The 21,531-nt window shown below is 77.2% G+C and carries 21 protein-coding genes; 6 read left to right on the forward strand and 15 right to left on the reverse strand.

The window, feature by feature from the left end:
- The 8 genes from V9U69_RS05905 to V9U69_RS05940 form a co-directional block, all read right to left on the reverse strand.
- A partial coding sequence (locus V9U69_RS05905) for an amylo-alpha-1,6-glucosidase (protein ID WP_337060413.1) occupies positions 1–2,082 on the reverse strand: 2,082 nt, incomplete at its 3' end.
- Positions 2,079–3,230, reverse strand: a complete 1,152-nt coding sequence (locus V9U69_RS05910; protein ID WP_337060415.1) for a glycosyltransferase family 4 protein — start codon at positions 3,228–3,230, stop codon at positions 2,079–2,081. The genes V9U69_RS05910 and V9U69_RS05905, both read right to left, overlap by 4 nt.
- 273 nt (positions 3,231–3,503) lie before the next feature.
- Entirely contained in the window at positions 3,504–4,514 is a 1,011-nt protein-coding gene (hemB, locus tag V9U69_RS05915) for a porphobilinogen synthase (RefSeq protein WP_337060417.1), read from the reverse strand.
- Positions 4,511–6,088 carry a uroporphyrinogen-III synthase gene (locus V9U69_RS05920; protein ID WP_442907621.1) on the reverse strand — a complete coding sequence of 526 codons (1,578 nt, stop codon included), beginning with the start codon at positions 6,086–6,088 and terminating at the stop codon, positions 4,511–4,513. The genes hemB and V9U69_RS05920 overlap by 4 nt, the downstream gene beginning before the upstream one ends.
- 218 nt (positions 6,089–6,306) lie before the next feature.
- Positions 6,307–7,326, reverse strand: a complete 1,020-nt coding sequence (gene hemC, locus V9U69_RS05925) for a hydroxymethylbilane synthase (protein ID WP_337060421.1) — start codon at positions 7,324–7,326, stop codon at positions 6,307–6,309.
- Positions 7,323–8,648, reverse strand: a complete 1,326-nt coding sequence (locus V9U69_RS05930; RefSeq protein ID WP_337060449.1) for a glutamyl-tRNA reductase — start codon at positions 8,646–8,648, stop codon at positions 7,323–7,325. The genes hemC and V9U69_RS05930 overlap by 4 nt, the downstream gene beginning before the upstream one ends.
- Before the next feature lie 9 nt (positions 8,649–8,657).
- Entirely contained in the window at positions 8,658–9,458 is an 801-nt protein-coding gene (locus V9U69_RS05935; protein WP_337060422.1) for a redox-sensing transcriptional repressor Rex, read from the reverse strand.
- A gap of 183 nt (positions 9,459–9,641) precedes the next feature.
- A complete protein-coding gene (locus V9U69_RS05940) occupies positions 9,642–9,926 on the reverse strand; it encodes a glutaredoxin family protein (protein ID WP_337060423.1) in 285 nt (94 codons plus the stop codon).
- Positions 9,927–9,993: 67 nt separating this feature from the next.
- On the opposite strand from V9U69_RS05940, the gene V9U69_RS05945 reads away from it, so the two are divergent.
- Positions 9,994–10,785: an HAD family hydrolase gene (locus V9U69_RS05945; protein WP_337060424.1), complete on the forward strand. Its 792-nt coding sequence runs from the start codon at positions 9,994–9,996 to the stop codon at positions 10,783–10,785.
- 50 nt (positions 10,786–10,835) lie between these two features.
- On the opposite strand, the gene V9U69_RS05950 is transcribed toward V9U69_RS05945, so the two are convergent.
- The 6 genes from V9U69_RS05950 to V9U69_RS05975 all read right to left on the reverse strand — a co-directional run bounded on the left by V9U69_RS05950 (position 10,836) and on the right by V9U69_RS05975 (position 15,370).
- Positions 10,836–10,934: a 30S ribosomal protein bS22 gene (locus tag V9U69_RS05950; RefSeq protein ID WP_012085056.1), complete on the reverse strand. Its 99-nt coding sequence runs from the start codon at positions 10,932–10,934 to the stop codon at positions 10,836–10,838.
- 159 nt (positions 10,935–11,093) lie between these two features.
- Complete coding sequence (locus tag V9U69_RS05955; RefSeq protein WP_337060425.1) at positions 11,094–11,294, reverse strand: helix-turn-helix domain-containing protein; 201 nt, start codon at positions 11,292–11,294, stop codon at positions 11,094–11,096.
- 167 nt (positions 11,295–11,461) lie between these two features.
- Complete coding sequence (locus V9U69_RS05960) at positions 11,462–12,577, reverse strand: acetoin utilization protein AcuC (protein ID WP_442907622.1); 1,116 nt, start codon at positions 12,575–12,577, stop codon at positions 11,462–11,464.
- 147 nt (positions 12,578–12,724) lie between these two features.
- Entirely contained in the window at positions 12,725–13,561 is an 837-nt protein-coding gene (gene proC, locus V9U69_RS05965) for a pyrroline-5-carboxylate reductase (RefSeq protein WP_337060428.1), read from the reverse strand.
- Positions 13,558–14,382 (reverse strand): sugar phosphate isomerase/epimerase family protein, encoded by an 825-nt coding sequence (locus V9U69_RS05970; RefSeq protein ID WP_337060429.1) that lies wholly within the window; start codon positions 14,380–14,382, stop codon positions 13,558–13,560. The genes proC and V9U69_RS05970 overlap by 4 nt, the downstream gene beginning before the upstream one ends.
- Positions 14,383–14,392: 10 nt before the next feature.
- The gene (locus V9U69_RS05975) at positions 14,393–15,370 is read right to left on the reverse strand and encodes a Ppx/GppA phosphatase family protein (RefSeq protein ID WP_337060430.1); all 978 of its coding nucleotides are present in this window, start codon (positions 15,368–15,370) and stop codon (positions 14,393–14,395) included.
- 81 nt (positions 15,371–15,451) lie between these two features.
- On the opposite strand from V9U69_RS05975, the gene V9U69_RS05980 reads away from it, so the two are divergent.
- Both V9U69_RS05980 and V9U69_RS05985 read left to right on the forward strand, forming a co-directional pair.
- Entirely contained in the window at positions 15,452–16,291 is an 840-nt protein-coding gene (locus tag V9U69_RS05980) for a hypothetical protein (protein WP_337060432.1), read from the forward strand.
- Positions 16,288–16,989, forward strand: a complete 702-nt coding sequence (locus V9U69_RS05985; RefSeq protein ID WP_337060434.1) for a class I SAM-dependent methyltransferase — start codon at positions 16,288–16,290, stop codon at positions 16,987–16,989. Before V9U69_RS05980 ends, V9U69_RS05985 begins: the two co-directional genes overlap by 4 nt.
- Positions 16,990–17,020: 31 nt before the next feature.
- On the opposite strand, the gene V9U69_RS05990 is transcribed toward V9U69_RS05985, so the two are convergent.
- Positions 17,021–18,247 (reverse strand): GGDEF domain-containing protein, encoded by a 1,227-nt coding sequence (locus V9U69_RS05990; RefSeq protein ID WP_337060435.1) that lies wholly within the window; start codon positions 18,245–18,247, stop codon positions 17,021–17,023.
- Positions 18,248–18,406: 159 nt separating this feature from the next.
- On the opposite strand from V9U69_RS05990, the gene V9U69_RS05995 reads away from it, so the two are divergent.
- From V9U69_RS05995 to disA, 3 genes are all read left to right on the forward strand, one after another.
- Entirely contained in the window at positions 18,407–18,787 is a 381-nt protein-coding gene (locus V9U69_RS05995; RefSeq protein WP_337060436.1) for a hypothetical protein, read from the forward strand.
- Between the two features lie 124 nt (positions 18,788–18,911).
- A complete protein-coding gene (radA, locus tag V9U69_RS06000; protein WP_337060438.1) occupies positions 18,912–20,330 on the forward strand; it encodes a DNA repair protein RadA in 1,419 nt (472 codons plus the stop codon).
- Between the two features lie 105 nt (positions 20,331–20,435).
- Positions 20,436–21,521: a DNA integrity scanning diadenylate cyclase DisA gene (gene disA, locus V9U69_RS06005; RefSeq protein WP_242126913.1), complete on the forward strand. Its 1,086-nt coding sequence runs from the start codon at positions 20,436–20,438 to the stop codon at positions 21,519–21,521.
- The last annotated feature ends 10 nt before the right edge of the window (positions 21,522–21,531 follow it).

The raw sequence follows: 21,531 nt of genomic DNA on the forward strand, positions 1-21,531 counted from the left end.
GGGAGCGGGTTCCGGGGCGGTGCGCGGCGCGTCGCCGTCCACGTCGACGCGCTGCTCGCCCACCTGCAGGCCCGAGACCCGCACCCGGCCCCACGACGCCGGCAGCACCGGGTCGGTCGCCACCTCGCCGTGCGGGGCGCACACCCGCAGCCGCAGCAGCGCCGTGAGCAGGCCGATCGGCGTGGCCGCCGCCCACGCCTGCGGCGAGCAGGACGTCGGGTACGGCACCGGCACCGGCGACTCGGCGCGGTCGAAACCGCAGAACAGCTCCGGCAGGCGGCCGCCGCTGGAGGCGCTCGCCGCCAGCAGCCCGGTCGCGACCCGCTGCGCCTCCTCCACGTGCCCGTAGCGCACCAGACCCGCGACGATCAGGGCGTTGTCGTGCGGCCACACCGAGCCGTTGTGGTAGCTGACGGGGTTGTAGCGGCCCTCCGTCGTCCCCAGCGTGCGCACCCCCCAGCCGCTGAACAGGGCCGGCGACAGCAGGTGGTGCGCCACCTGCGCAGCCTTGTCCGCGTCGGGCAGCCCCGCCCACAGGCAGTGCCCCTGGTTCGAGGCCAGGGCGTCCACCTGCTGCTTGCGCCCGTCCAGCGCCAGGGCGTAGCAGCCGCGGCCGGGCAGCCAGAACGCCTCGTCGACGGCGCGGCGGAACCGCTCGGCCTTCTGCGACCAGGCGCGCTCACCGGCCTCGTCGCCCACCAGCGAGGCCAGGTGCGCGCGGGCGGTGTACGCGGCGTACACGTACGCCTGGACCTCCACCAGCGCGATCGGCCCCTCGGCGAGCCGGCCGTCGGCGAAGGAGATCGAGTCGGAGGAGTCCTTCCAGCCCTGGTTCAGCAGGCCCCGGTCCGTCTTGCGCCGGTACTCCACGAAGCCGTCGCCGTCCAGGTCGCCGTACCGCTCGATCCACTCCAGCGCCCGGTCCGCCGCCGGCAGCAGCGCCCGCACCTCCTCCAGCGGGGCGCCCCAGCGGGCCACCTCGTCGAGGACGACCACGAACAGCGGGGTGGCGTCGACGCTGCCGTAGTAGACGCTGCTGCCGCCCAGCGCCCGGTCGGTGTCCACCCCCAGCCGCACCTCGTGCAGGATCCGCCCGGGTTCCTCCTCGCTCATCGGGTCCACCCGCCGGCCCTGGTGGTCGGCGAGGGTCTGCAGGGTGCCCAGCGCCAGGCCGGGGTCGAACGGCAGCGCCAGCCAGCTCGTCAGCAGCGAGTCGCGGCCGAACAGGGCCATGAACCACGGCGCCCCGGCAGCCACCACGTCGGCGCCCGGCCGGTGCGGGTCGGCGATCCGCAGAGCGCCCAGGTCCAGGACGCTGCGGCGCAGCGCCTGCGCCAGCACCGGGTCCTCGCACTCCACGTCCGGGCTCGCGCGGCGCCGGTCGCGCATCCGCCGCGCGGGGGCGGCCGACTCCACCGGACGGTCCAGCGGGAAGGACGTGCCGACCTCGCCGTCCTCGGTGGAGGGCAGCACCTCCACCGTGGTGGACCACTCGCCGTGCGCGGGGACGACCACCCGCCACACGAGGGCGCCGGGCAGCGCGGTGGCGCCCTGCCCGTGCACGCGCACCCCGCGACGGCGGCTGCCGCGCGCCACCCCCAGCACCAGGTCCTCGCCCTGCCCGCTGCGCTGCACGGGGGCGCGACGCCCGGCCCGGCCCTCCTTCACGTCGAACAGGTCCGCGAAGTCCGCCTCCACCGCCAGGTGGAGCGTGATGCCGGCCGGTTCCGTGCCGTGGTTGCGCACCACGACGTCCTCGCGCAGCCCGTCGGCGGCCATCCTGCGGCGCTGCACGACGAGCGTGGCGTCGGCCTGCCCCGGCCGGGGCGCGGCGCGCGTGGTGAACACCGCGGAGAACGGCTCGGGCAGCGAGACGCTCAGCGGCTGCAGGGGTTCGTCGTCCAGCAGCAGCTGCCAGCCGGAGACGACGCGGGTGTCCTGGAAGAACACCCCGTGCGGGCGGTCCGGGCGCATGTCCCCGGTGCCGTCGCTGACGCAGAACGAGGCGCCCTCGACGAGGGTGACGTCACCCCCGGGCGAGGGCGCGGCCGACTCGGGCGCGGTTCCCGCCGGAGCGTTCACGCCGGCACCCCCCGCTCCCGCCGCCGGCGCAGCGACGGACGCGGGCCGGTGAGGCGCCGCACGCTGCGCTCGCCCTCCACGATCGCCCGGAACAACCGCTCGTACCCGGCAGCCATCACCGGCAGGTCGAAGTTCCGCTCGGCGTGCCGCCGGCACGCGGCCGGGTCCAGGTCCGCGGCCAGCGACAGGGCGGCGGGGAAGTCGGCGAGGTCGCGCACCACCAGACCGCTGCGGCCGTGGTCGACGACCTCCGGGACGCTGCCGCGCGGCAGCGCCACCACCGGTGTGCCGCAAGCCATCGCCTCGATCATCACCATGCCGAAGGGTTCCTCCCACTGCAGGGGGAACGCCAGGGCCCGGGCGCTCGCGAGCAGTTCCCGCTTCAGGGCGGCGTCGGCCTCCCCCACGTACTCCGCGTCCCGGCCCAGCAGCGGGCGGACCTCGCGCTCGAAGAACTCCTTCTCGGCGGGTTCGCTGCGCTTGCCGGCGAGCACGATCCGCAGGCCGGCGGCGCGCGCCGCCCGGACGGCCAGGTGGGGACCCTTGTCGGGGCTGAACCTGCCGAGCCACAGGACGTGGTCGTCCTTGCGCTCCCGGAAGGGGAAGCTGGAGACGTCGATCGCGTTGTGCACGCGACCCACCCAGTTGATGCGGGGGTTCAGGCGGCGCTGCGCGTCGGAGATGGCGACGACGTCGACGCTGTCGCCGAGGCGGGTGAAGTACTCCCCCTGCTCGCCGTCGACGGGGCCGTGCATCGTCACCACGGTGGGCACGCGCCGGCCGCGCGCCAGCAGCGGCCCGGCCAGGCTGTGGTCGTGCACGACGTCGACGTCCAGGTCGGCCAGGGCGGCGCCGGCGGCGGCGGCGTGGACCACCTCGGGCGCCGGGGTGCCGAGGCGCTCGGACGGGGGTTCGTCGAACACCCGCACGAACCGGGCGGCGCGGGTGCGGTGCCGGCCGGAACCGACGAGCGTCACCTCGTGGCCGCGATCGGCCAGGGAGTCGACGAGGTCGGCGACGACGGACTCGATGCCGCCGTACCCGCGCGGCGGCAGCTCGAACCAGGGCGGGGCGACGACCGCGATGCGCAGGTTCTCGCGCGGCGGCCGGGCGGGACGCGGGATCGGCGGAGCGTCGGAGACGGTCACGTGTCCTCCAGCGACGGTTTCGGGGCAGCACGGGGCTGCCGCGGGTGGGCCGCTGACGGCACCGCGGGGCGGGGCCGCAGCTCGGGGCTGCCGCGCCACGCCGCGCGGCGGGGAGGGTGCGCGCCGGTGAGCGCCCCCGGAGGGGCGGCGCACCGCGCTGCTCCTTCTCTTAGCACTCCGGGGCGCCGAGTGCCAAGAGGTGTGCCGCGGGAACGACGACGCCGCGCGCCCCGGAGGGGGACGCGCGGCGTCGTGGTGGGTCGTGGGGCGGGCTCAGCCCAGCCAGCGCTGCGCGGCCTCCAGCGCCCAGTACGTCAGCAGCACCTGCGCCCCGCCGCGGCGCAGCGCCAGCAGCGACTCCAGCGCCACCCGCTCCCGGTCGATCGCACCCGCCTGCGCGGCGAACTCGACCATCGCGTACTCGCCGGAGACCTGGTAGCTCGCCACCGGCACGTCCGCGACGTCCGCCACGGCGCGCAGCACGTCCAGGTACGGCAGGCCCGGCTTGACCATGACCAGGTCGGCGCCCTCGTCGAGGTCCAGTCGCAGCTCCCGCAGCGCCTCGGCGACGTTCGCCGCCGGGTCCTGCTGGTAGGTGCGCCGGTCCCCCGTCAGCTGCGAGTCCACAGCCTCGCGGAACGGGCCGTAGAACGCGCTGGCGTACTTCACCGCGTACGCCAGCATCGCCACGTCCTCGCGCCCGGCGTCGTCCAGCACCGCGCGCAGGTGCCCGATCTGGCCGTCCATCATGCCGCTGGGGCCCAGCAGGTGGGCGCCGGCGGCGGCCTGCGCGAGCGCCATCGACGCGTAACGCTCCAGCGTGGCGTCGTTGTCCACCCGGCCGCGCTCGTCGAGCACGCCGCAGTGGCCGTGGTCGGTGAACTCGTCCAGGCACAGGTCCGCCATGACGACCAGCTCGTCGCCCACGGCCTCGCGCACGTCCGCCAGGGCGACGTTGAGGATCCCGTCGGGGTCGTCCGCGCCGGAGCCGACCGCGTCGCGGGTGGCCGGCACGCCGAACAGCATGATCCCGCCCAGACCCGCGGCGAGCGCCTCCCGCGCGGTCGCCACCAGCGAGGCGCGGGTGTGCTGCACCACGCCGGGCAGGGTGCGGATCGGCTGCGGCTCCTCGGCGCCCTCGCGCACGAACACCGGCAGCACCAGGTCCGCCGGGTGCAGGTGCACGTCCGTCACCAGCCGGCGCATCCCCGGCGTCGCGCGCAGCCGGCGCGGGCGCACCGGCAGCGCCGGCACCGCCCGGCGGGTGGGCTCCAGGCCGCTCACCGGGAGCGCCGGCGCGCCGAGGACTTCTTCTGGCTGGGCCGCAGGACCGGCTCGCCGGCCTCCGCGGCCGCCGCCCGCAGCCCCTCGCCGTAGGCGGCGAGCGCGTCCACGAGCGCCGCGGCGCTCGGCTCGGCCGCCAGCACGTCCACGCGCAGGCCGTGCTCCTCGGCGGTCCTCGCCGTCGCCGGGCCGATGCACGCCACCACCGTGTTGGGGTGCGGCTTGCCGGCGATGCCGACGAGGTTGCGCACCGTGGAGCTGGAGGTGAAGACCACCGCGTCGAAGGCCCCGGTCTTGATGGCCTCGCGCACCGGCGCGGCCGGCGGCGCGGCGCGCACCGTGCGGTACGCGGTCACGTCGTCGACCTCCCAGCCGTTCTCCTGCAGGCCCGCCACCAGGGTGTCGGTCGCGATGTCCGCGCGCGGCAGGAACACCCGGTCGATGGGGTCGAGGACCTCGTCGTAGGGCGGCCACGCGGCCAGCAGGCCGGTGGCGGACTGCTCGCCGTCGGGCACCAGGTCCGGTTCGATGCCCCACTCGCGCAGCGCGTCCGCCGTCACCCCGCCCACCGCGGCGACCTTCAGGCCGCTGAACGCGCGCGCGTCCAGCCCGTACTCGGCGAACTTCTCCCGCACCGCGCGCACCGCGTTGACCGAGGTGAACCCGATCCACTCGTAGCGGCCGGTCACCAGGCCCTTGACGGCCTTCTCCATCTGCTGCGGGGTGCGCGGCGGCTCGACCGAGATGGTGGGGACCACGTCGGCGGTCGCGCCGTGCTCGGCCAGCAGCGCCGTCACGCCGCCGGCCTGCTCCTTGGTGCGCGGCACCAGCACCCGCCAGCCGAACAGCGGCTTCGTCTCGTACCAGGACGCCTGCTCCCGCAGGTTCACCACGTCGCCGACCACGGCGGTCGTGGGCGAGCCGTCGATCGCGGTGGCGATCGGCTCCAGCTCGCCCAGCGTGGTGGTGGTCGTGGACTGGGTGGTCGTCGTGCCGTGCGAGGTCAGCGCCACCGGGGTGCCGGGGGCGCGGCCGGCGGCCAGCAGGCCCACCGCGGCGGCGGCGATGTCGTCGCCGGTGCCCAGCACCACGACGGTGGTGTCGGCGCCCGCGTGCCGGGACCAGTCCACGTCGCGGCCCGCCGGGTGCACGACGTTCACGCTCGTGGTGGCGGCCGCGGTCATCGGCACCCCCGCGTACGCGGGGACGGCGCTGACGGCGGAGACGCCCGGCACCACGTCGAACCCGACGCCCGCCTTGCGGCAGGCGGCGATCTCCTCGGCCAGCCCGCTGAACGTGGAGGGGTCGCCGTCCATGAGGCGCACCACGCGGCCGCCGGACCTGGCCGCCTTCACCACCAGCTTGGCGCGCGCGCCGCGGGTGGCCGCGTCCGCGCCGTCGCCGGCGCCGGCGTCGACCACCTGCACGCCGTCGCGGGCGTACCGGGACACGAGGTCCTCGCGGGCGCCGGAGTCCAGCACCACCACGTCCGCGGCGCCCAGCAGCTCGACGGCCCGCAGGGTCAGCAGGCCGGGGTCGCCGGGGCCGGCGCCGACGAACGAGACGTGCCCCAGGCGGCGCGCGGAGCCCGCCGCGGCGCCGCCGGGCGCGGAACCGGCGGCGGTCGTGGACCGGCGCGCCCGCGCGGGCGGCGCCCCGGTCAGGACGGTGACCTCCGGGGTGGTGACCTCCGCAGCGGTGACCTCCGGAGCGCTGACCTCCGGGGCGGGCAGGGAGCCCGCGGCCGGAGCGGTGTGGACGGTCTCCAGGACCGGGCTGTTCGTCGTCGTGCTCACGAGCCACTCTCCGGGTCGGGACGTGGACCGGCCGGGGCTCGGTCCGGGGTGTGCTCCTGCGCGCCGCCGGCGGCGGCAGGAGGTCGTTCGGGGGTCGCGAGGGGTTCCAGGGCGTCCGCCGCGCCGGCCAGCGGCCCGGCGAGCAGCTCGGCGGCCGTGCGCCCGCCCAGGGCGCGCGCGTCGGTGGGGTCGGCGACCGCGCCGGTGACGTCGCGGCGCACCAGCCCGTCCGGGCCCTGCACCGCCAGCGCCAGGTGCAGCTCGCCGCCGTCCAGGCGGGCGTGCGCACCCACGGGCGCGGAGCAACCGGCCTCCAGGCCGGCCAGGAGCTGCCGCTCGGCGAGCACCGCCAGGCGGTCGGCGGGCGAGTCGAGGGCGCCGGCGGCCGCCAGCACCTCCGCGTCGTCGGCGCGGCACTCCACCGCCAGCGCGCCCTGCCCGGGGGCCGGCACGAACGCGTGCGCGTCCAGCAGCTCGCTGGCCTCGGCCAGGCGCCCCAGGCGCGCCAGGCCCGCCGCGGCCAGCACCACGGCGTCCAGCTCACCGGAGGAGACCATCCGCAGGCGGGTGTCGACGTTGCCGCGCACCGGGACGACGTCGAGGTCGGGGCGCGCGTCCAGCAGCAGCGCCCGCCGGCGCGGGGAGCCGGTGCCGACGCGCGCGCCGGCCGGCAGCTGCGCCAGGGTCCGCCCGCCGGCGGCCACCAGCACGTCGCGCGGGTCCTCGCGCCGGGGCACCGCCGCCAGCGCCAGGCCGTCCGCCGCGGCGGTCGGCAGGTCCTTCAGGGAGTGCACCGCCAGGTCGACCTCGCCGGCCAGCAGCGCGTCGCGCAGCGCGGAGACGAACACGCCGGTACCGCCGATGACGGCCAGCGGCGCGCGGTCCACGTCGCCGTGCGTGGTGATCTCCACGAGCTCCACGTCGGCGCCGCGCTCGCGCAGCGCGTCCGCGACCCAGCCGCTCTGCGTCGTGGCCAGCGCGCTGCGGCGGGTGCCCAGGCGCAGCGGGCGCGTCACGACAGCCTCCCCACGGCCTCGGCGACGGTCCCCGACAGGGGCCCCTCCACCACGCGCGGCGCGGTGCCCGCGGCGCCGCCGACCTCCAGGTCGAACAGCGCCCGCAGCGCGGCGGCGTACCCCGCCCCGCCCGGCGACTCCGCCAGCTCCTTCACCCGCACCGTGGGGGTGTGCAGCAGCTTCTCGACGATGCGGTGCACCGCGCGGTCCACCTCGGCGCGGGCGGCGTCGTCGAGGTCCACCCGCCCGGCCAGCCGGCGCATCTCCGCGTCCACGACGTGCCGGGCCTGCGCGCGCAGCGCCACCACCGTCGGCGCCACGTCCGCCACCCGCAGCGACGCCGCGTAGGCGGCGACCTCCTCGGCGACGATGGCCCGCACCGCGCGCAGGTCGTCGGCCACCGCGCTGCCGGCGAGGTCCGCGCCCAGGCCCTCCAGGTCCACCAGGTGCGCGCCGGGCAGCGTGGCGACGTCCGGGTCGATGTCGCGCGGCAGCGCCAGGTCCGCCAGCAGCAACGGGCGCTGCGGACGGTCCAGGAGCGCGCTGGCCACGACCGCCACGTCGAGCACGTGCCCGACGGCGCCCGTGCAGCTGACCACGACGTCGGCCTCCGCGACCTCCGCGCGCAGCGCGTCGAGACCGGTGGCGCGCCCGCCCACCGCGGCGGCCAGGCGCTGCGCCCGCTCGGGGGTGCGGTTGGCCACGACGACGTCCATGCCGGCGCGGTGCAGCGTCGTGGCCACCAGCGCGCTCATCGCACCGGCGCCCACCACCAGCGCCCGCCCGCCCGCCACGGGGCCCACGACGTGCCGGGCGCGCACGAGGGCGGCGTCGACGAGGGAGGCGCCGGCGGCGTCCAGCGACGTCTCGGAGTGGGCCCGCTTGCCCACCCGCAGCGCGTTCTGCAGGAGGCGGTCCAGGGTGCCGCCGCCGCGGTCGGAGCCGTGCAGCTCGCGCAGCGCGCCGCGCAGCTGGCCGAGGATCTGCGCCTCGCCCACCGCCATCGAGTCCAGCCCGCACGCCACCCGGAACAGGTGCTCCACGCCCGCGTCCTCGTAGTGCACGTACAGCTGGTCGCCCAGCTCGTCCAGGGGGACGCCGATGCGGCGGGCCAGCGCCTCACCGACCGCCGCGACCCCGCCGTGGAAGCGCGTGACGTCGCTGTAGACCTCCACCCGGTTGCAGGTGGACAGGACGAACGCCTCCTCCACGTGCGGGGAGGCCGTCAGCTCCGCGACGGTGCTCGCGGCCGAGGCGTCGTCGAAGGAGGCCCGCTCGAGCACCTCCAGGGCGGCGGTGCGGTGGGACAGGCCCACGACCATGAGGGTCACTCAGACGACCTCCTCGAGGCGGTGCAGCGCGTGCGGCAGCAGGGGACCGGCGGGTGCGCCGGTCGCGCCGCGCGGGCCGGCGGCGCTGGGACGGTGGGCGTGGGCCGGGGCGGCGGCGCGCCGCTGGGCGTGGAACGCGAGGATCTGCAGCTCCGAGGCGAGGTCGACCTTGCGCACGTCCACGCCGTCGGGCACGCGCAGCACGGTGGGGGCGAAGTTCAGGACGCTGCGGGTGCCCGCGGCGACGAGGCGGTCGCACACCGCCTGCGCCTGCCCGGCGGGCACCGCCAGCACCGCGATCGTCGCGCCGGGCTCGCCGACGACCTCGCGGAAGTCGTCCAGGGGACGCACCCGCAGGCCGCCCACGACCCGGCCGATCACCGCCGGGTCGTCGTCGAACAGGCCCACCACGGTGAAGCCGCGCGAGGCGAAGCCGCTGTAGCCGGCCAGGGCGTGCCCCAGGTTGCCGACGCCCACGATGACGACCCGCCAGCTGGCGGCCTGCCCGAGGCGGTCGGCGATGTGCCGGTGCAGCTGCGCCACGTCGTAGCCGACGCCGCGCGTGCCGTGGCTGCCCAGGTGGGAGAGGTCCTTGCGCAGCTTCGCGGAGCCGACCCCGGCGGCCTCGGCCAGCGCCTCCGAGGAGACGGTGCGCGCACCGGCCTCGGCCAGCGCGCTCAGGGCCCGCAGGTACTGCGGCAGCCGCGCCACCGTCGCCTCGGGCACCTCGGGCAGCGCGGTGGCCGGGAGGCGGCCGGCGCCGTCGGCGCTGGGCGCGCCGTCGCGGGGCGCGCTGCTCACGTCGTCCTCGTCCACTGCGATCAGACCCGGCACCCTCGTACGTGCTCGCCGGCGCGGCTCGCCGGCCCGTTCACCGGCCGTGCCGGCCGGGAGCGCCGCCCAGCGGCACCCCAGCAGAGTAAGCGTTTGTGAACGCGTGCACAAAGTCGCGCGGCGTCGGCGGCGCGGCGCGTGACCGGCGTCTCAGCGGCCGCGGCGCCACCAGCGCCGCCCGGCGAGCGCCCGCTCCAGGCGCCCCGCGTCCAGCCGGCCGAAGTCGCGCTCGGCGCCGTCCACGAGCACCACCGGGACCCGGTCCGAGAAGCGCCGCAGCAGCTCCGGGTCCCCGTCCACGTCGACCTCCGCCCACGCCGTCCCGGTGCGGCCGGCGACCGCCCGCACCACCTCGCGCCCCTCGTCGCACAGGTGGCAGCCGGTGCGCGAGACCAGCACCACCCTCACGCCCTCGTCCCCCGCCCCGCTGCGCACGGGCCCATCCTGCCCCGGCCGGCGGTGGGCCCCCGCGCTCGGGCGGGCGGCGGCCTACGATGCGGTGGTGGCTACTGGCCGGGTGACGACGCCCCCACCGTGCGAGGCCGCGTTCTTCGACCTGGACAACACGCTGGTGCGCGGCGCGTCGCTCTTCTACTTCGCGCGCGGCCTGCACGCCCGGGGGTTCTTCTCGCGGCGCGAGCTGCGCGGCTTCGCGCGCCGGGCGCTGCACTACGCGCTGCGCGGGGAGGTGCACGGTCACCTGCTGGAGGCGCGCGAGCTGGCGCTGGCGTTCGTGGCCGGGCACACCACCGAGGAGATCCGCGCCATCGGCGAGGAGGTCTACGAGGAGCACATGGGGGCGAAGGTGCGCCCGGCGGCGCGGGCGCTGGCGGACCGGCACCTGCGCGAGGGGGCGCCGGTGTGGCTGGTGACGGCGGCGCCGGTGGAGCTGGCGGACGTCGTGGCGCGCCGGCTGGGCCTGACGGGCGCGCTGGGCACCGTCGCCGAGAGCGTGGACGGCACCTACACGGGGCGCCTGGTGACCGAGCCGCTGCACGGGCCGGCGAAGGCGCAGGCCGTGCGGTCGCTGGCGGCGGCGGCCGGGTGGGACCTGGCGCGCTGCGCGGCGTACTCGGACTCCGCGAACGACCTGCCGCTGCTGTCGCTGGTGGGGCACCCGGTGGCGGTGAACCCCGACACCGCGCTGCGCCGGCACGCGAAGCGCCACGGGTGGCAGGTGCGCGAGTTCCGGCGCTGGCGGCACGCGGCGCGCTGGACGGCGCGCGCGGGTGCGGCCGGGGCGGTGGGGGTCGCGGCGCTGGGGCTGGTGGGCCTGGTGCGGCGCGCGGCGTAGGCGCACCGACGGGCGGGCCCCCCGCGGGGACCCGCCCGTCGGCGGTCAGCTCACTTCTTGTTGCGACGCTGGTGGCGCGTGCGGCGGAGCAGCTTGCGGTGCTTCTTCTTCGCCATGCGCTTGCGGCGCTTCTTGATGACAGAGCCCAAGGGGTCCTCGCTCACTCGACGGGTGCATCTCGCGTCCAGCCGCTGACGCGGCAAACCGCGGCCAGTCTACCGGCCCGGCGGGGACGCGCGGCCCGCCGCCTCCTCACGCCCTCGACCGCCGGCCCCGGACGGGCCCGGCAGGGGGTTCGGGCGGGAGGCTCAGGCGGTGTCGATGTAGGCCTGGCGCAGGTACTCGTGCACGGCGTCCTCCGGCACCCGGAAGGAGCGGCCGACCCGGACGGCGGGCAGGTCGCCGTTGTGCACGAGCCGGTAGACGGTCATCTTCGACACGCGCATCATCGACGCCACCTCCGCCACGGTCAGGAACCGGACGTCGGACAGCGGACGGTCCTCAGGCATCCCCACAGCACCTTCCACCTCGCGCCAGCGGCCCGCCGGCCTCCCGGACGGGGAGTGGGGGCGCGTCCCACCACCCACTGTAGGGGTAGGGGCCACACGGGTGGAAGGGATCCGTGTCCAAAGAGTCACCCAGAGTGACCTGAGCGGTGCGTGATGTCTCGTCGCGCTCAGTCGAACTCGGGGTCCAGGCCGTGCAGGGGGAAGGCCGCCCGCCGCGTCGCCAGGATCGCCCGGTCCACCGCGTCGCCCGGGTCGTAGCCCGACGACCACGCCTGGAACGCCCCGCTCCCCCCGTCCGTCATCGTCCGCGGCGCCTCGCGGCCGACCGTCTCCTCCACGTGCGCGCGCCACGCCGCCGGCAGCGGCGTCGCCGGGTCCAGCGGGCGGTGCGCCGCCTCGGCCACCAGGTGCGCCCACGTGCGCGGCACCACGTCCACCACCTCGTAGCCGCCGCCGCCCAGCGCCAGCCAGCGCCCGCCCGCCGCCGAGTGCGCCAGCGCGTGCATCGCCGCCGCCGCCGCGCGCTGCGCGTCCAGCGAGACCACCAGGTGCCCCAGCGGGTCCAGGGCGTGCGTGTCGCACCCGTGCTGCGTCACCAGCACGTCCGGGGCGAACGACGCCACCAGCTGCGGCACCACCGAGTGCACCGCCCGCAGCCACCCCGCGTCGCGCGTGCCCGCCGGCAGCGCCAGGTTCACCGCACCGCCCAGCGCACCCGGCCCGCCCAGCTCGTCCGCGAAACCGGTCCCGGGGAACAGGGTGGTGCCCGACTCGTGCACGCTGATCGTCAGCACCCGCGGCTCGTCCCAGAACACCGCCTCCGTGCCGTCCCCGTGGTGGCAGTCCAGGTCCACGTAGACCACGCGCTCGGCACCCTCGTCGAGCATCGCGCGGATCGCCGCCGCCGCGTCGTTGTAGACGCAGAAGCCGCTCGCGCACCCCGGCTTGGCGTGGTGCATCCCGCCGCAGAAGTTCACCCCGTGCTGCGCCCGCCCCGCCAGCAGCGCCCGCCCCAGCTCCACCGAGCCGCCCACGATGCGCGCCGCCGCCTCGTGCATCCCCGGGAAGGCGGGGTCGTCCTCGGTACCCAGGCCGAAGACCTCCTGGGCGCTGCCCGGGTCCGCCGACGCGGCCTGCACCGCGGCCACGTACTCCGGCTCGTGCACCGTGCGCAGCAGGTCGTCACCGGCCGGCTGCGCCGAGACGACCTGCACGCCGGGAGCGGCGAACAGCCCCAGCTGCTCGCACAGCCGCGCCGTCAGGTCCAGCCGGATCGGCGCCATCGGGTGCCAGCGGCCGAAGTCGTAGCGGTTGAAGACGGGGTCCCAGACGACCTGCACGGCGTCGGGGGCGGCGGTCACCTCGGGCGCCGCGGGAGCGGGCCGGGGCGCTTCGCTGGCGGGGAGCACGCGGGCACCCTAGCCACCGGCTCAGCTCCCCGACAGCTGCCGCGAGCGCGCCCAGGCGGCCTCCACGGCCGAGACGAGCGCGGCGCGCACGCCCTCCTCGTCCAGCCGGCGCAGCGCCGCGGCCGTCGTGCCCGCCGGGGACGTCACCTGCTCGCGCAGCACCGTGGGGTGCTGCCCGGTCTCGCGCAGCATCGCCCCGGCCCCCACCACCGTCTGCACGACCAGCTCGGTCGCGGCCGCCCGCGGCAGGCCCAGCAGGACGCCCGCCTCCACCATCGCCTCCACGACGTAGAACACGTACGCCGGACCCGACCCCGACAGGGCCGTCACCGCGTCGATGTGCTTCTCGGGCAGCACGACGGTGCGCCCGCACGAGCGCAGCAGGTCCTCCGCCTCGGCGAGGTCCGCGTCCGTGCAGGCGCTGCCGCCGGCGAGCGCGGCCATGCCCTCGTCGACCAGGGAGGGGGTGTTCGGCATGACCCGCACCACCGCGGTGCCCGCGGGCAGGCGCGCCTCGATCGCGGAGGTCGTCACGCCCGCCGCCAGGGACACCACGAGGGCGCCGGGCGCCAGGTGCGGGGCGAGGGAGTCCAGCAGCGCCTCGAGGTCCTGCGGCTTCACGGCCAGCAGCACGGTGGCGGCGTCGCGCACCGCGGACGGCTCGTCCACCACCCGCACCCCGAAGCGCTCGTGCAGCTCCGCGCCGCGCCCGGCGCGGCGGTCCACGACGAGCACGTCGCCGGGGCTGCGGCCGGCGCGCAGCAACCCGCCCAGCAGCGCCTGGCCCATCACGCCCGCCCCCACCAGCGCCAGGCGGCCGTGCGAGCGGGGCGCGACCGCCGGGGTCGGCGCGCTCACGCCGACCCCTCCCCCACGGGCGCCGGCGCCAGGTGGCGCCGGGCGAACTCCAGGGTGCGGGCCAGCTCCCGCTCGCGGGCGGCGCGCCCGCGCGCGCGGCGGGTGTTCACCTCGGCCACGACCCCGCCGGTGAAGCCGGTGGCCGCCAGGTGCTGCAGGACCTCCGCGCACGGCTGGGCGCCGTCGCCGGGCACGAGGTGCTCGTCCTTGAGGGAGCCGGAGCCGTCGCACAGGTGGACGTGGGCCAGGCGGTCGCCGAACGCCCGCGCCAGCTCCAGGGAGTCCAGGCCCGAGGTGGCCGCGTGCGAGAGGTCCAGGGTCAGGTTCCGGTACCCGACGTGGGTGGGGTCCCAGCCGGGGGCGTAGGCGACGACCTCCCGGCCGCGCGCCCGCCAGGGGAACATGTTCTCCACCGCGAGGGTGACGCCCGTGCTCGCCTCCAGCGCCTCGACGCCCTCGACGAAACCCGCGGCGTACTCGCGCTGCCAGCGGAACGGCGGGTGCACCACCACCGTGGGGGCACCGAGCGCCGCCGCCAGCTCGCAGGACTTCTCGACCTTGCCCCACGGGTCGCCGCGACCCCAGATGCGCTGCGTCAGCAGCAGCGTGGGCGCGTGCACCGAGACCACCGGCACGCCGAAGTGGTCCACCAGGCGCTGCAGCGCCGCGGCGTCCTGGCTGACGGGGTCCGTCCACACCATGACCTCGACGCCGTCGTAACCGAGGCGGGCGGCGATCTCGAACGCCGCGGTGGTCGACTCGGGGTACGAGCAGGAGGTCGACAGGCCCACCGGGACCGGCCCACCGTGCTGGAGGTCCATGCGGTCCAACCTAGAGCGCGACCGCGTCGGCGCGCGCTCCCGGTACCGCCGCGCCCCGTCCGGCGCCGATGGCGTCCAGGCGCCGCAGGATGATCCCCTCGCGCAGCGCCCACGGCCCCACCAGGGCCTCCTGGACCCCGAACAGCTCGAAGGCGGCCTCCGCGACGAGGGCGCCGGCGAGCAGCTGCTGGGCGCGCTCGACCGCCACGCCGGGCAGCTGGGCGCGCTGCGCGCACGTCATGCGGGCCAGCTCCGGCACCTTCGCGCGCAGGTCCTCCAGCCGCAGCACCCGCCGCACCCGCGGCCCCTCCGCGCTGGGCGCCGCCCCGCACAACCGGGCCAGGCTGCGGAACGTCTTGCTGGTGACGACCACCGCGTCCGGGGCGCCGGCGCGGGTGACGTCGCGCACCCGGGCGGCGATGCGCTGGCGCACGTGGCGGCGCACCTCGCGCACCGCCTCCTTGTCCGGCGGGTCGCCCGGCAGCCGGTCGCGGGTGAGCCGGCCGGCGCCCAGGGGCAGCGAGAACGACACGTCGGGCGCCTCGTCCAGGCCGGCGGCGACCTCCAGGGAGCCGCCGCCGATGTCCAGCACGAGCAGCCGCCCGGCCGACCAGCCGTACCAGCGGCGCACCGCCAGGAACGTCAGGTCCGCCTCGGCGGTGCCGGGCAGCACCTCCAGGCGCACGCCGGTGCGCTCGGCGACGTGGGCGAGGACCTCCTCGCCGTTGGTGGCGTCGCGCACGGCGGAGGTGGCGAACGCCAGCAGCTCCTCCACGCCGGCGTCCTCGGCGGCGCGGGCGGCCTCCTCCACGGCGGCGGTCAGCCCCGCGACCCCCTTGGCGTTCACCGCGCCCGAGCCGTCCAGGTGCTCGGCCAGGCGCAGCAGCCGGCGGGTGGAGTCCGCCGCCAGCGGGTGCGCGCCCGGGTGGGCGTCCACCACGAGGAGGTGGACGGTGTTGGAACCCACGTCGAGGACGCCCAAGCGCATGGGCCGAACCCTAGGGGACCACCGCGGCGCCGCCGCACGCGTCGTGCGGGCCCGCCACCGCGGCGCGCGTACCCTCGTGCGGTGCCCGTCGCCCCCCTGCCCGAACCGGCGGCCGAGGCGCCGCTGGACGGCCCCCGGCTGTGGATCGAGTTCCCCGAGCCGGCCGACGTCGCCGAGGACCCGGACGGCGCCCCGGGCACGGTCTACCGCTGCGACCTGACGTGGCTGACGTCCGACTACACGTGCATCTTCGGCGCCGGCTGCCCCGGCATCCACGCCGACGCCCCGGACGTGGGCTGCTGCGCGCTGGGCGCGCACTTCACCGAGCCCGCCGACGAGCAGCGGGTCGCCGCGGCGGTGGCGCGCCTGACGCCCGCGACGTGGCAGTACCACGACGAGGGCCGCGCGAACGGGTGGACGGAGCCGGAGGACGGCGACGTGAAGACCCGCGTGGTCGACGGCGGGTGCGTGTTCGCCAACCGCTCCGGGTTCGCCGCCGGCGCCGGGTGCGCGCTGCACCTGCTGGCCCTGACGGAGGGCGTGGAGCCGCTGACGCTGAAGCCGGACGTGTGCTGGCAGCTGCCGCTGAAGCGCTCCTACCGCACCGTCGTGCGCGGCGACGGCACCGAGTACCTGGAGGTGACGATCACCGAGTACGACCGTCGCGGCTGGGGCGAGGGCGGGCACGACCTGGACTGGTACTGCACCTCCAACCCGGCCGCGCACGTGGGCACCCGCCCGCTGTTCCGCAGCGCCGAGGCGGAGCTGCGCGAACTGGTCGGCGACGGCGCCTACGAGGAGCTGGCCCGGCACTGCGAGGCGCTGCTGCGGCGCACCCGCGGCGGCGCGCACCGCCGGCTGCTGCCGCTGACGGTGCACCCGGCGGACCGCTCGCGCGCCGTCGCGCGCCCGGCCCGGTGAGCCCAGCGGACCTGCCCGGGGTGGTGCCCAGCCCGAACGTGTGGGACTCCCCCGACGTGTACGAGCTGGAGAACCTCGCCGTGGACCGCGGCGGGCTGCTCGAGGCGGCGATGCGCTCGGTGCGGGACTGGGCCGGGGCCGACGTGCTCGACGTCGGCTGCGGCACCGGGTTCCACCTGCCCCGCTTCGCCGCCACCGCCCGCACGGTGGTCGGCGTGGAACCGCACCCGCCGCTGCTGCGGCGCGCCCTGGGACGGGTGCGGGACCTGCCCGGGGTGCGGGTCCTGCACGGCGCGGCGGGAGCGCTGCCGCTGCCGGCCGCGAGCGTGGACGTGGCGCACGCGCGGTGGGCGTACTTCTTCGGCCCCGGGTGCGAGCCCGGCCTGGCGGAGCTGGAGCGGGTGGTGCGCCCCGGCGGGGCGGCGTTCGTCGTGGACAACGACGCGACCCGCTCCACGTTCGGGCGCTGGTTCTCCGCCGCGCTGCCCGGCTACGACCAGGCGGCGGTGGACCGCTTCTTCGCGCGCCGCGGCTGGGTCGCCGAGCGGCTGGACGTGGCGTGGGAGTTCGAGCGGCGCGAGGACCTGGAGGCGGTGGTGCGCATCGAGTTCGCGCCCGCGCACGCCGAGCGGTTCCTCGCCGGGCACGCCGGCACGGTCGTCGACTACGCCGTGGTGCTGCGCTGGCGCCGGTTCTGAACGGCCCGCCGCCCCGCGGGCCGTGCACCCCTCAGGCGGCCGGGGCGCGGCGGACCGCGTTGCGGCCGGCCGCCTTCGCGGCGTACAGCGCCTCGTCGGCGCGGCCCAGCAGCGTCGCCGCGGGGCCGCCGCAGGCCACCCCGGCGCTGATCGTCACCACACCGGCACCGCCCTCGGACCGGCCCGGGTGCGGCAGGGCCAGCGCCTCCACGGACTCGCGCAGCCGGCCGGCGACCCCGACGGCGCCGTCGGGGTCGGTCCCCTCCGCCAGCAGCACCGTGAACTCCTCCCCGCCGAAGCGGGCCAGGACGTCGCCGGGGCGCAGCTGCTCCTGCAGCGCCGCGGCGACCCGGCGCAGGCACTCGTCGCCGCGCTCGTGACCGAGGGCGTCGTTGTAGGCCTTGAAGCGGTCCACGTCGAGCATCACGGCGCAGGCACCGCCGTCGCGCAGGCCGCGCAGGTGCTCGTCCAGGCCCCGGCGGTTGAGGACGCCGGTCAGCCCGTCGCGGCGCGCGACCTCGGTCAGCCCGGCGTTGGCGGCGGCCAGGGCCTCGATGAGGCGCGCCTGCTCGGCCACCAGTCCCGCCTCGCGGGCGCGGGCCAGGAACGCGGAGCGCTCGCCGGCCTCCAGCCCCGCGGCCATCGACACGCCGAAACCGCCGCTGACGGCGACCGACAGCAGGGTGGCGAGGGCCAGCGCGGGATCGGTGCCCGGCTGGGCCGCCTCGGCCGCCGCGAAGGCCACCAGCGTGGTGAGCGCCACGAGCGCGGAGTGGCGCACGTCGCTGCGCAGCAGCACGACGCTGAAGAGCACGAGGACCTGCGCGCCGAGGAAGTAGGCGTTGCCGACCTCCTCGGACGCCGAGCGCGCGACGACGGCCAGCGCGCCGATCTGCAGCAGGAGGCTGCCCGCGACCAGCGGGCCGTCCGCGCGCGAGGCGGGGCAGCGGGCCAGCCGGCGGCGGCGCCACCGCAGCCCCAGCAGCACCACCGGCGTCACGACCGCCCAGCGCGCCGCGGCGGAGACCACCGCCACCTGCGGGAAGATGAGCGCGTCGACGACCACGTACAGGTCGAACATCGCCAGCCCGATCAGCGCGGTGACGACGAAGGCGCCGGAGCGGGCGGCGTTGCGCTCGGCCTGGAAGGCGCGCTCCCGCTCGGCGGGGAACCGGCGCAGGGCCGCCGGAGCGGTCGGGACGCGGGCCGCGCGCGCCGCCGCGCGCAACCCCTGCCCCAGCCGTGCGCCGCTCGCCACCACGTCCCCTGCATCGGCGTGCGCGGCGACGCGGCGCAGGGCCCGTCACCCGGCCGGCGCAGCCGCCGCGGGCCCGGCACGGGCACCGGGCGGTGGCGACACGGTGGTGAGGCGCCACCTCGCTCGCCACGCGGGGCCCCGGGCGTGGATGATGGGGGCATGAGCACGCACTCCGCCCCGCCGGTGCGCCACGAGGAGCAGCGGGCCGTGGCCCCCGTCCGCTGGTCCAGGCCCAGCACCGGCACCGTGGTCGCGCTGGTGGTCTGGCTGGTCGGCCTGGTGGTGGGCGCGCTGGTCCCGGCGCTCCTGCTGGGCTTCGACCCCTACCAGAGCGCCTCGGGCACCCAGGTCGCGATCGCCATGGGCTTCACCGTCCTCGGCGCGCTGATCATGGTCCTCTCCGCCTACCTGCTGTACCGCAAGAGCGGCAGCATCGGGGCGGCCATCCTCGCCTTCGTGCCGAGCTTCGTGCTGGTGGTGCTCGGCGTGCTCATGGCGACGACCAAGCTGCTCTACGGCGAGGGCCCCGCGGGCACCTGAGCCGCCCCGCCCACCGCGCGCCCGAGCGGACCGCCGACCCCGCGGGGGTCGGCGGTCCGCTCGCGTCCGGGGCGCCCGGGGGCGCCGGGGCCCGGTGTCGGAGGCGGCGCCTACGGTGCTGACCGTGCCGACCAGGAGCCCCGCCCGTCCCGCCAAGCCGTCCTACCGCTGCGCCGAGTGCGGCTGGACCACCGCGAAGTGGGTGGGCCGCTGCGGGGAGTGCCAGGCGTGGGGGTCGGTGGAGGAGACGGGCGCACCGGTGGTGCGCACCACGGTGCCCGCGCAGGTGCGCGAGCCGGCGCGGCCCATCGCCGAGGTGGACGTGGAGGCCGCCCGCGCGGCGCCCACGGGGGTGGACGAGCTGGACCGCGTCCTCGGCGGCGGCCTGGTGCCCGGGGCGGTGGTGCTCATGGCGGGCGAGCCGGGCGTGGGCAAGTCGACCCTGCTGCTGGACGCGGCGGCGCGGGTGGCCGCCCGCGGGCGCACGGTGCTGTACGTGACGGCCGAGGAGTCCGCCGCGCAGGTGCGGCTGCGGGCCGAGCGCATCGGCGCGCTGCACCCCCGCCTGCTGCTGGCCTCCGAGACGGACCTGGCCACGGTGCTGGGGCACGTGGAGCAGGCCGGGCCGGACCTGCTGGTGGTGGACTCCGTGCAGACCGTCGCCTCGGGGCAGGTGGAGGGCGCCGCGGGCGGCGTCTCGCAGGTGCGCGAGGTGGCCGGCGCGCTCATCGCCGTCGCCAAGCGCCGCGGCCTGGCGACGCTGCTGGTGGGCCACGTGACCAAGGACGGCTCGATCGCCGGCCCGCGCACGCTGGAGCACCTGGTGGACGTGGTGTGCCAGTTCGAGGGCGAGCGGCACTCGCGGCTGCGGCTGCTGCGCGCGGTGAAGAACCGCTACGGCCCCACCGACGAGGTCGGCTGCTTCGACCTGGGCGAGGACGGCATCGTGGGTCTGCCCGACCCCAGCGGCCTGTTCGTCTCGCGCACGCCGCAGCCGGTGCCGGGCACCTGCATCACCGTCACGCTCGAGGGGCGCCGGCCGCTGCTGGCCGAGCTGCAGGCGCTGGTGGCCACCGACACCTCCGCCGGCAACGCGCGCCGCGTCACCGGCGGCCTGGAGTCCAGCCGGGTCGCCATGGTGCTCGCGGTGCTGCAGCGGCGCCTGGGCGTGGCGCTGGGCAACCGCGACACCTACGTCGCCACCGTCGGCGGCGTGAAGCTCACCGAGCCCTCGGTGGACCTGGCGGCGGCGCTGGCGGTGACCAGCGCCGCGGTGGACCAGCCGCTGCCGGACGGCCTCGTGGCCTTCGGCGAGGTGGGCCTGGCCGGGGAGGTGCGGCCGGTCACGGGTGTGCCGCGCCGGCTGGCCGAGGCGGCCCGGCTCGGGTTCACCTCGGCCGTGGTACCCACCGGTTCGGTGCCCGAGGGCAAGGCGCCGGCGGGGATGACCGTGCTGGAGGCCGCCAGCCTGGCCGACGCGGTCGCCCACGCCCGCCTCGGAGAGCCCGAGGAGCGTCGGCAGCGCGGCGGGCGGGCCGGCTGAGGGACGAGCGGGAGCGGCGCGGGCAACGGGCGCCCGGGCGAGGCGGTCCGGGCCAGGCGGCCCGGCGCCGCTAGACTCCGGCGCGAGACGTTCTGAGGAGGACCGGTGGCGACCGCGGAACGCACTCCAGAGGAGATCCTGCGCGCGACACTGGCCGCCGTCGCCCCGGGGACGGAACTGCGCGACGGCCTGGAACGCATCCTGCGCGGACGCACCGGCGCCCTCATCGTCCTGGGCTTCGACCGGGTCGTCGACGCGCTGAGCACCGGCGGCTTCGCCCTGGACGTGGAGTTCTCCGCCACGCGGCTGCGCGAGCTGGCGAAGATGGACGGGGCGATCGTCTGCGACCGCGACGTCACGCGCATCCTGCGCGCCGCGGTGCAGCTCGTGCCGGACTCCTCCATCGAGACCAGCGAGTCCGGCACCCGGCACCGCACCGCCGAGCGCGTGGCGAAGCAGACGGGCTACCCGGTGATCTCCGTCTCGCAGTCCATGCGGATCGTCGCGGTGTACGTGGGCTCGCGCCGGTACGTCCTGGAGGGTTCCGACGCCATCCTGGGCCGCGCGAACCAGGCGCTGCAGACCCTGGAGCGCTACCGCGCCCGCCTGGACGAGGTCACCGGCACCCTCTCCGCGCTGGAGATCGAGGACCTCGTCACCGTCCGGGACGTGTGCTCGGTGGTGCAGCGCATCGAGATGGTGCGCCGCATCGCCGACGAGATCGCCGGCTACGTCGTGGAGCTCGGCGTCGACGGGCGGCTGCTGTCCCTGCAGCTGGACGAGCTCATCGGCGGTGTCGGCCCGGACCGCGAGCTGGTGGTGCGCGACTACCTGGAGTCCGGCCGCCACGAGGGCCCGCTGGAGGACGTGCTGGACGCGCTGGCGCAGCTGCACTCCACCGAGCTGGTGGACCTCAGCCAGGTGGCGCGCGTGCTGGGCTTCTCCGTGGGCGGGGACTCCCTCGACTCCGCGGTCAGCCCGCGCGGCTTCCGGCTGCTCAACCGCGTGCCGCGACTGCCCGGCGCGATCGTGGAGCGCCTGGTGGACCAGTTCGGCGACCTGCAGAAGCTGCTCGCGGCCGGCATCGACGACCTCATGACGGTCGACGGCGTGGGCGAGCAGCGGGCCCGGGCGGTGCGCGAGGGGCTCTCGCGGCTGGCGGAGTCCAGCATCCTGGAGCGCTACGTCTGAGGTCCGCCCG

The sequence above is a fragment of the Kineococcus sp. G2 genome (assembly GCF_037154035.1).
In the GTDB taxonomy this organism is placed as follows: Bacteria; Actinomycetota; Actinomycetes; order Actinomycetales; family Kineococcaceae; genus Kineococcus.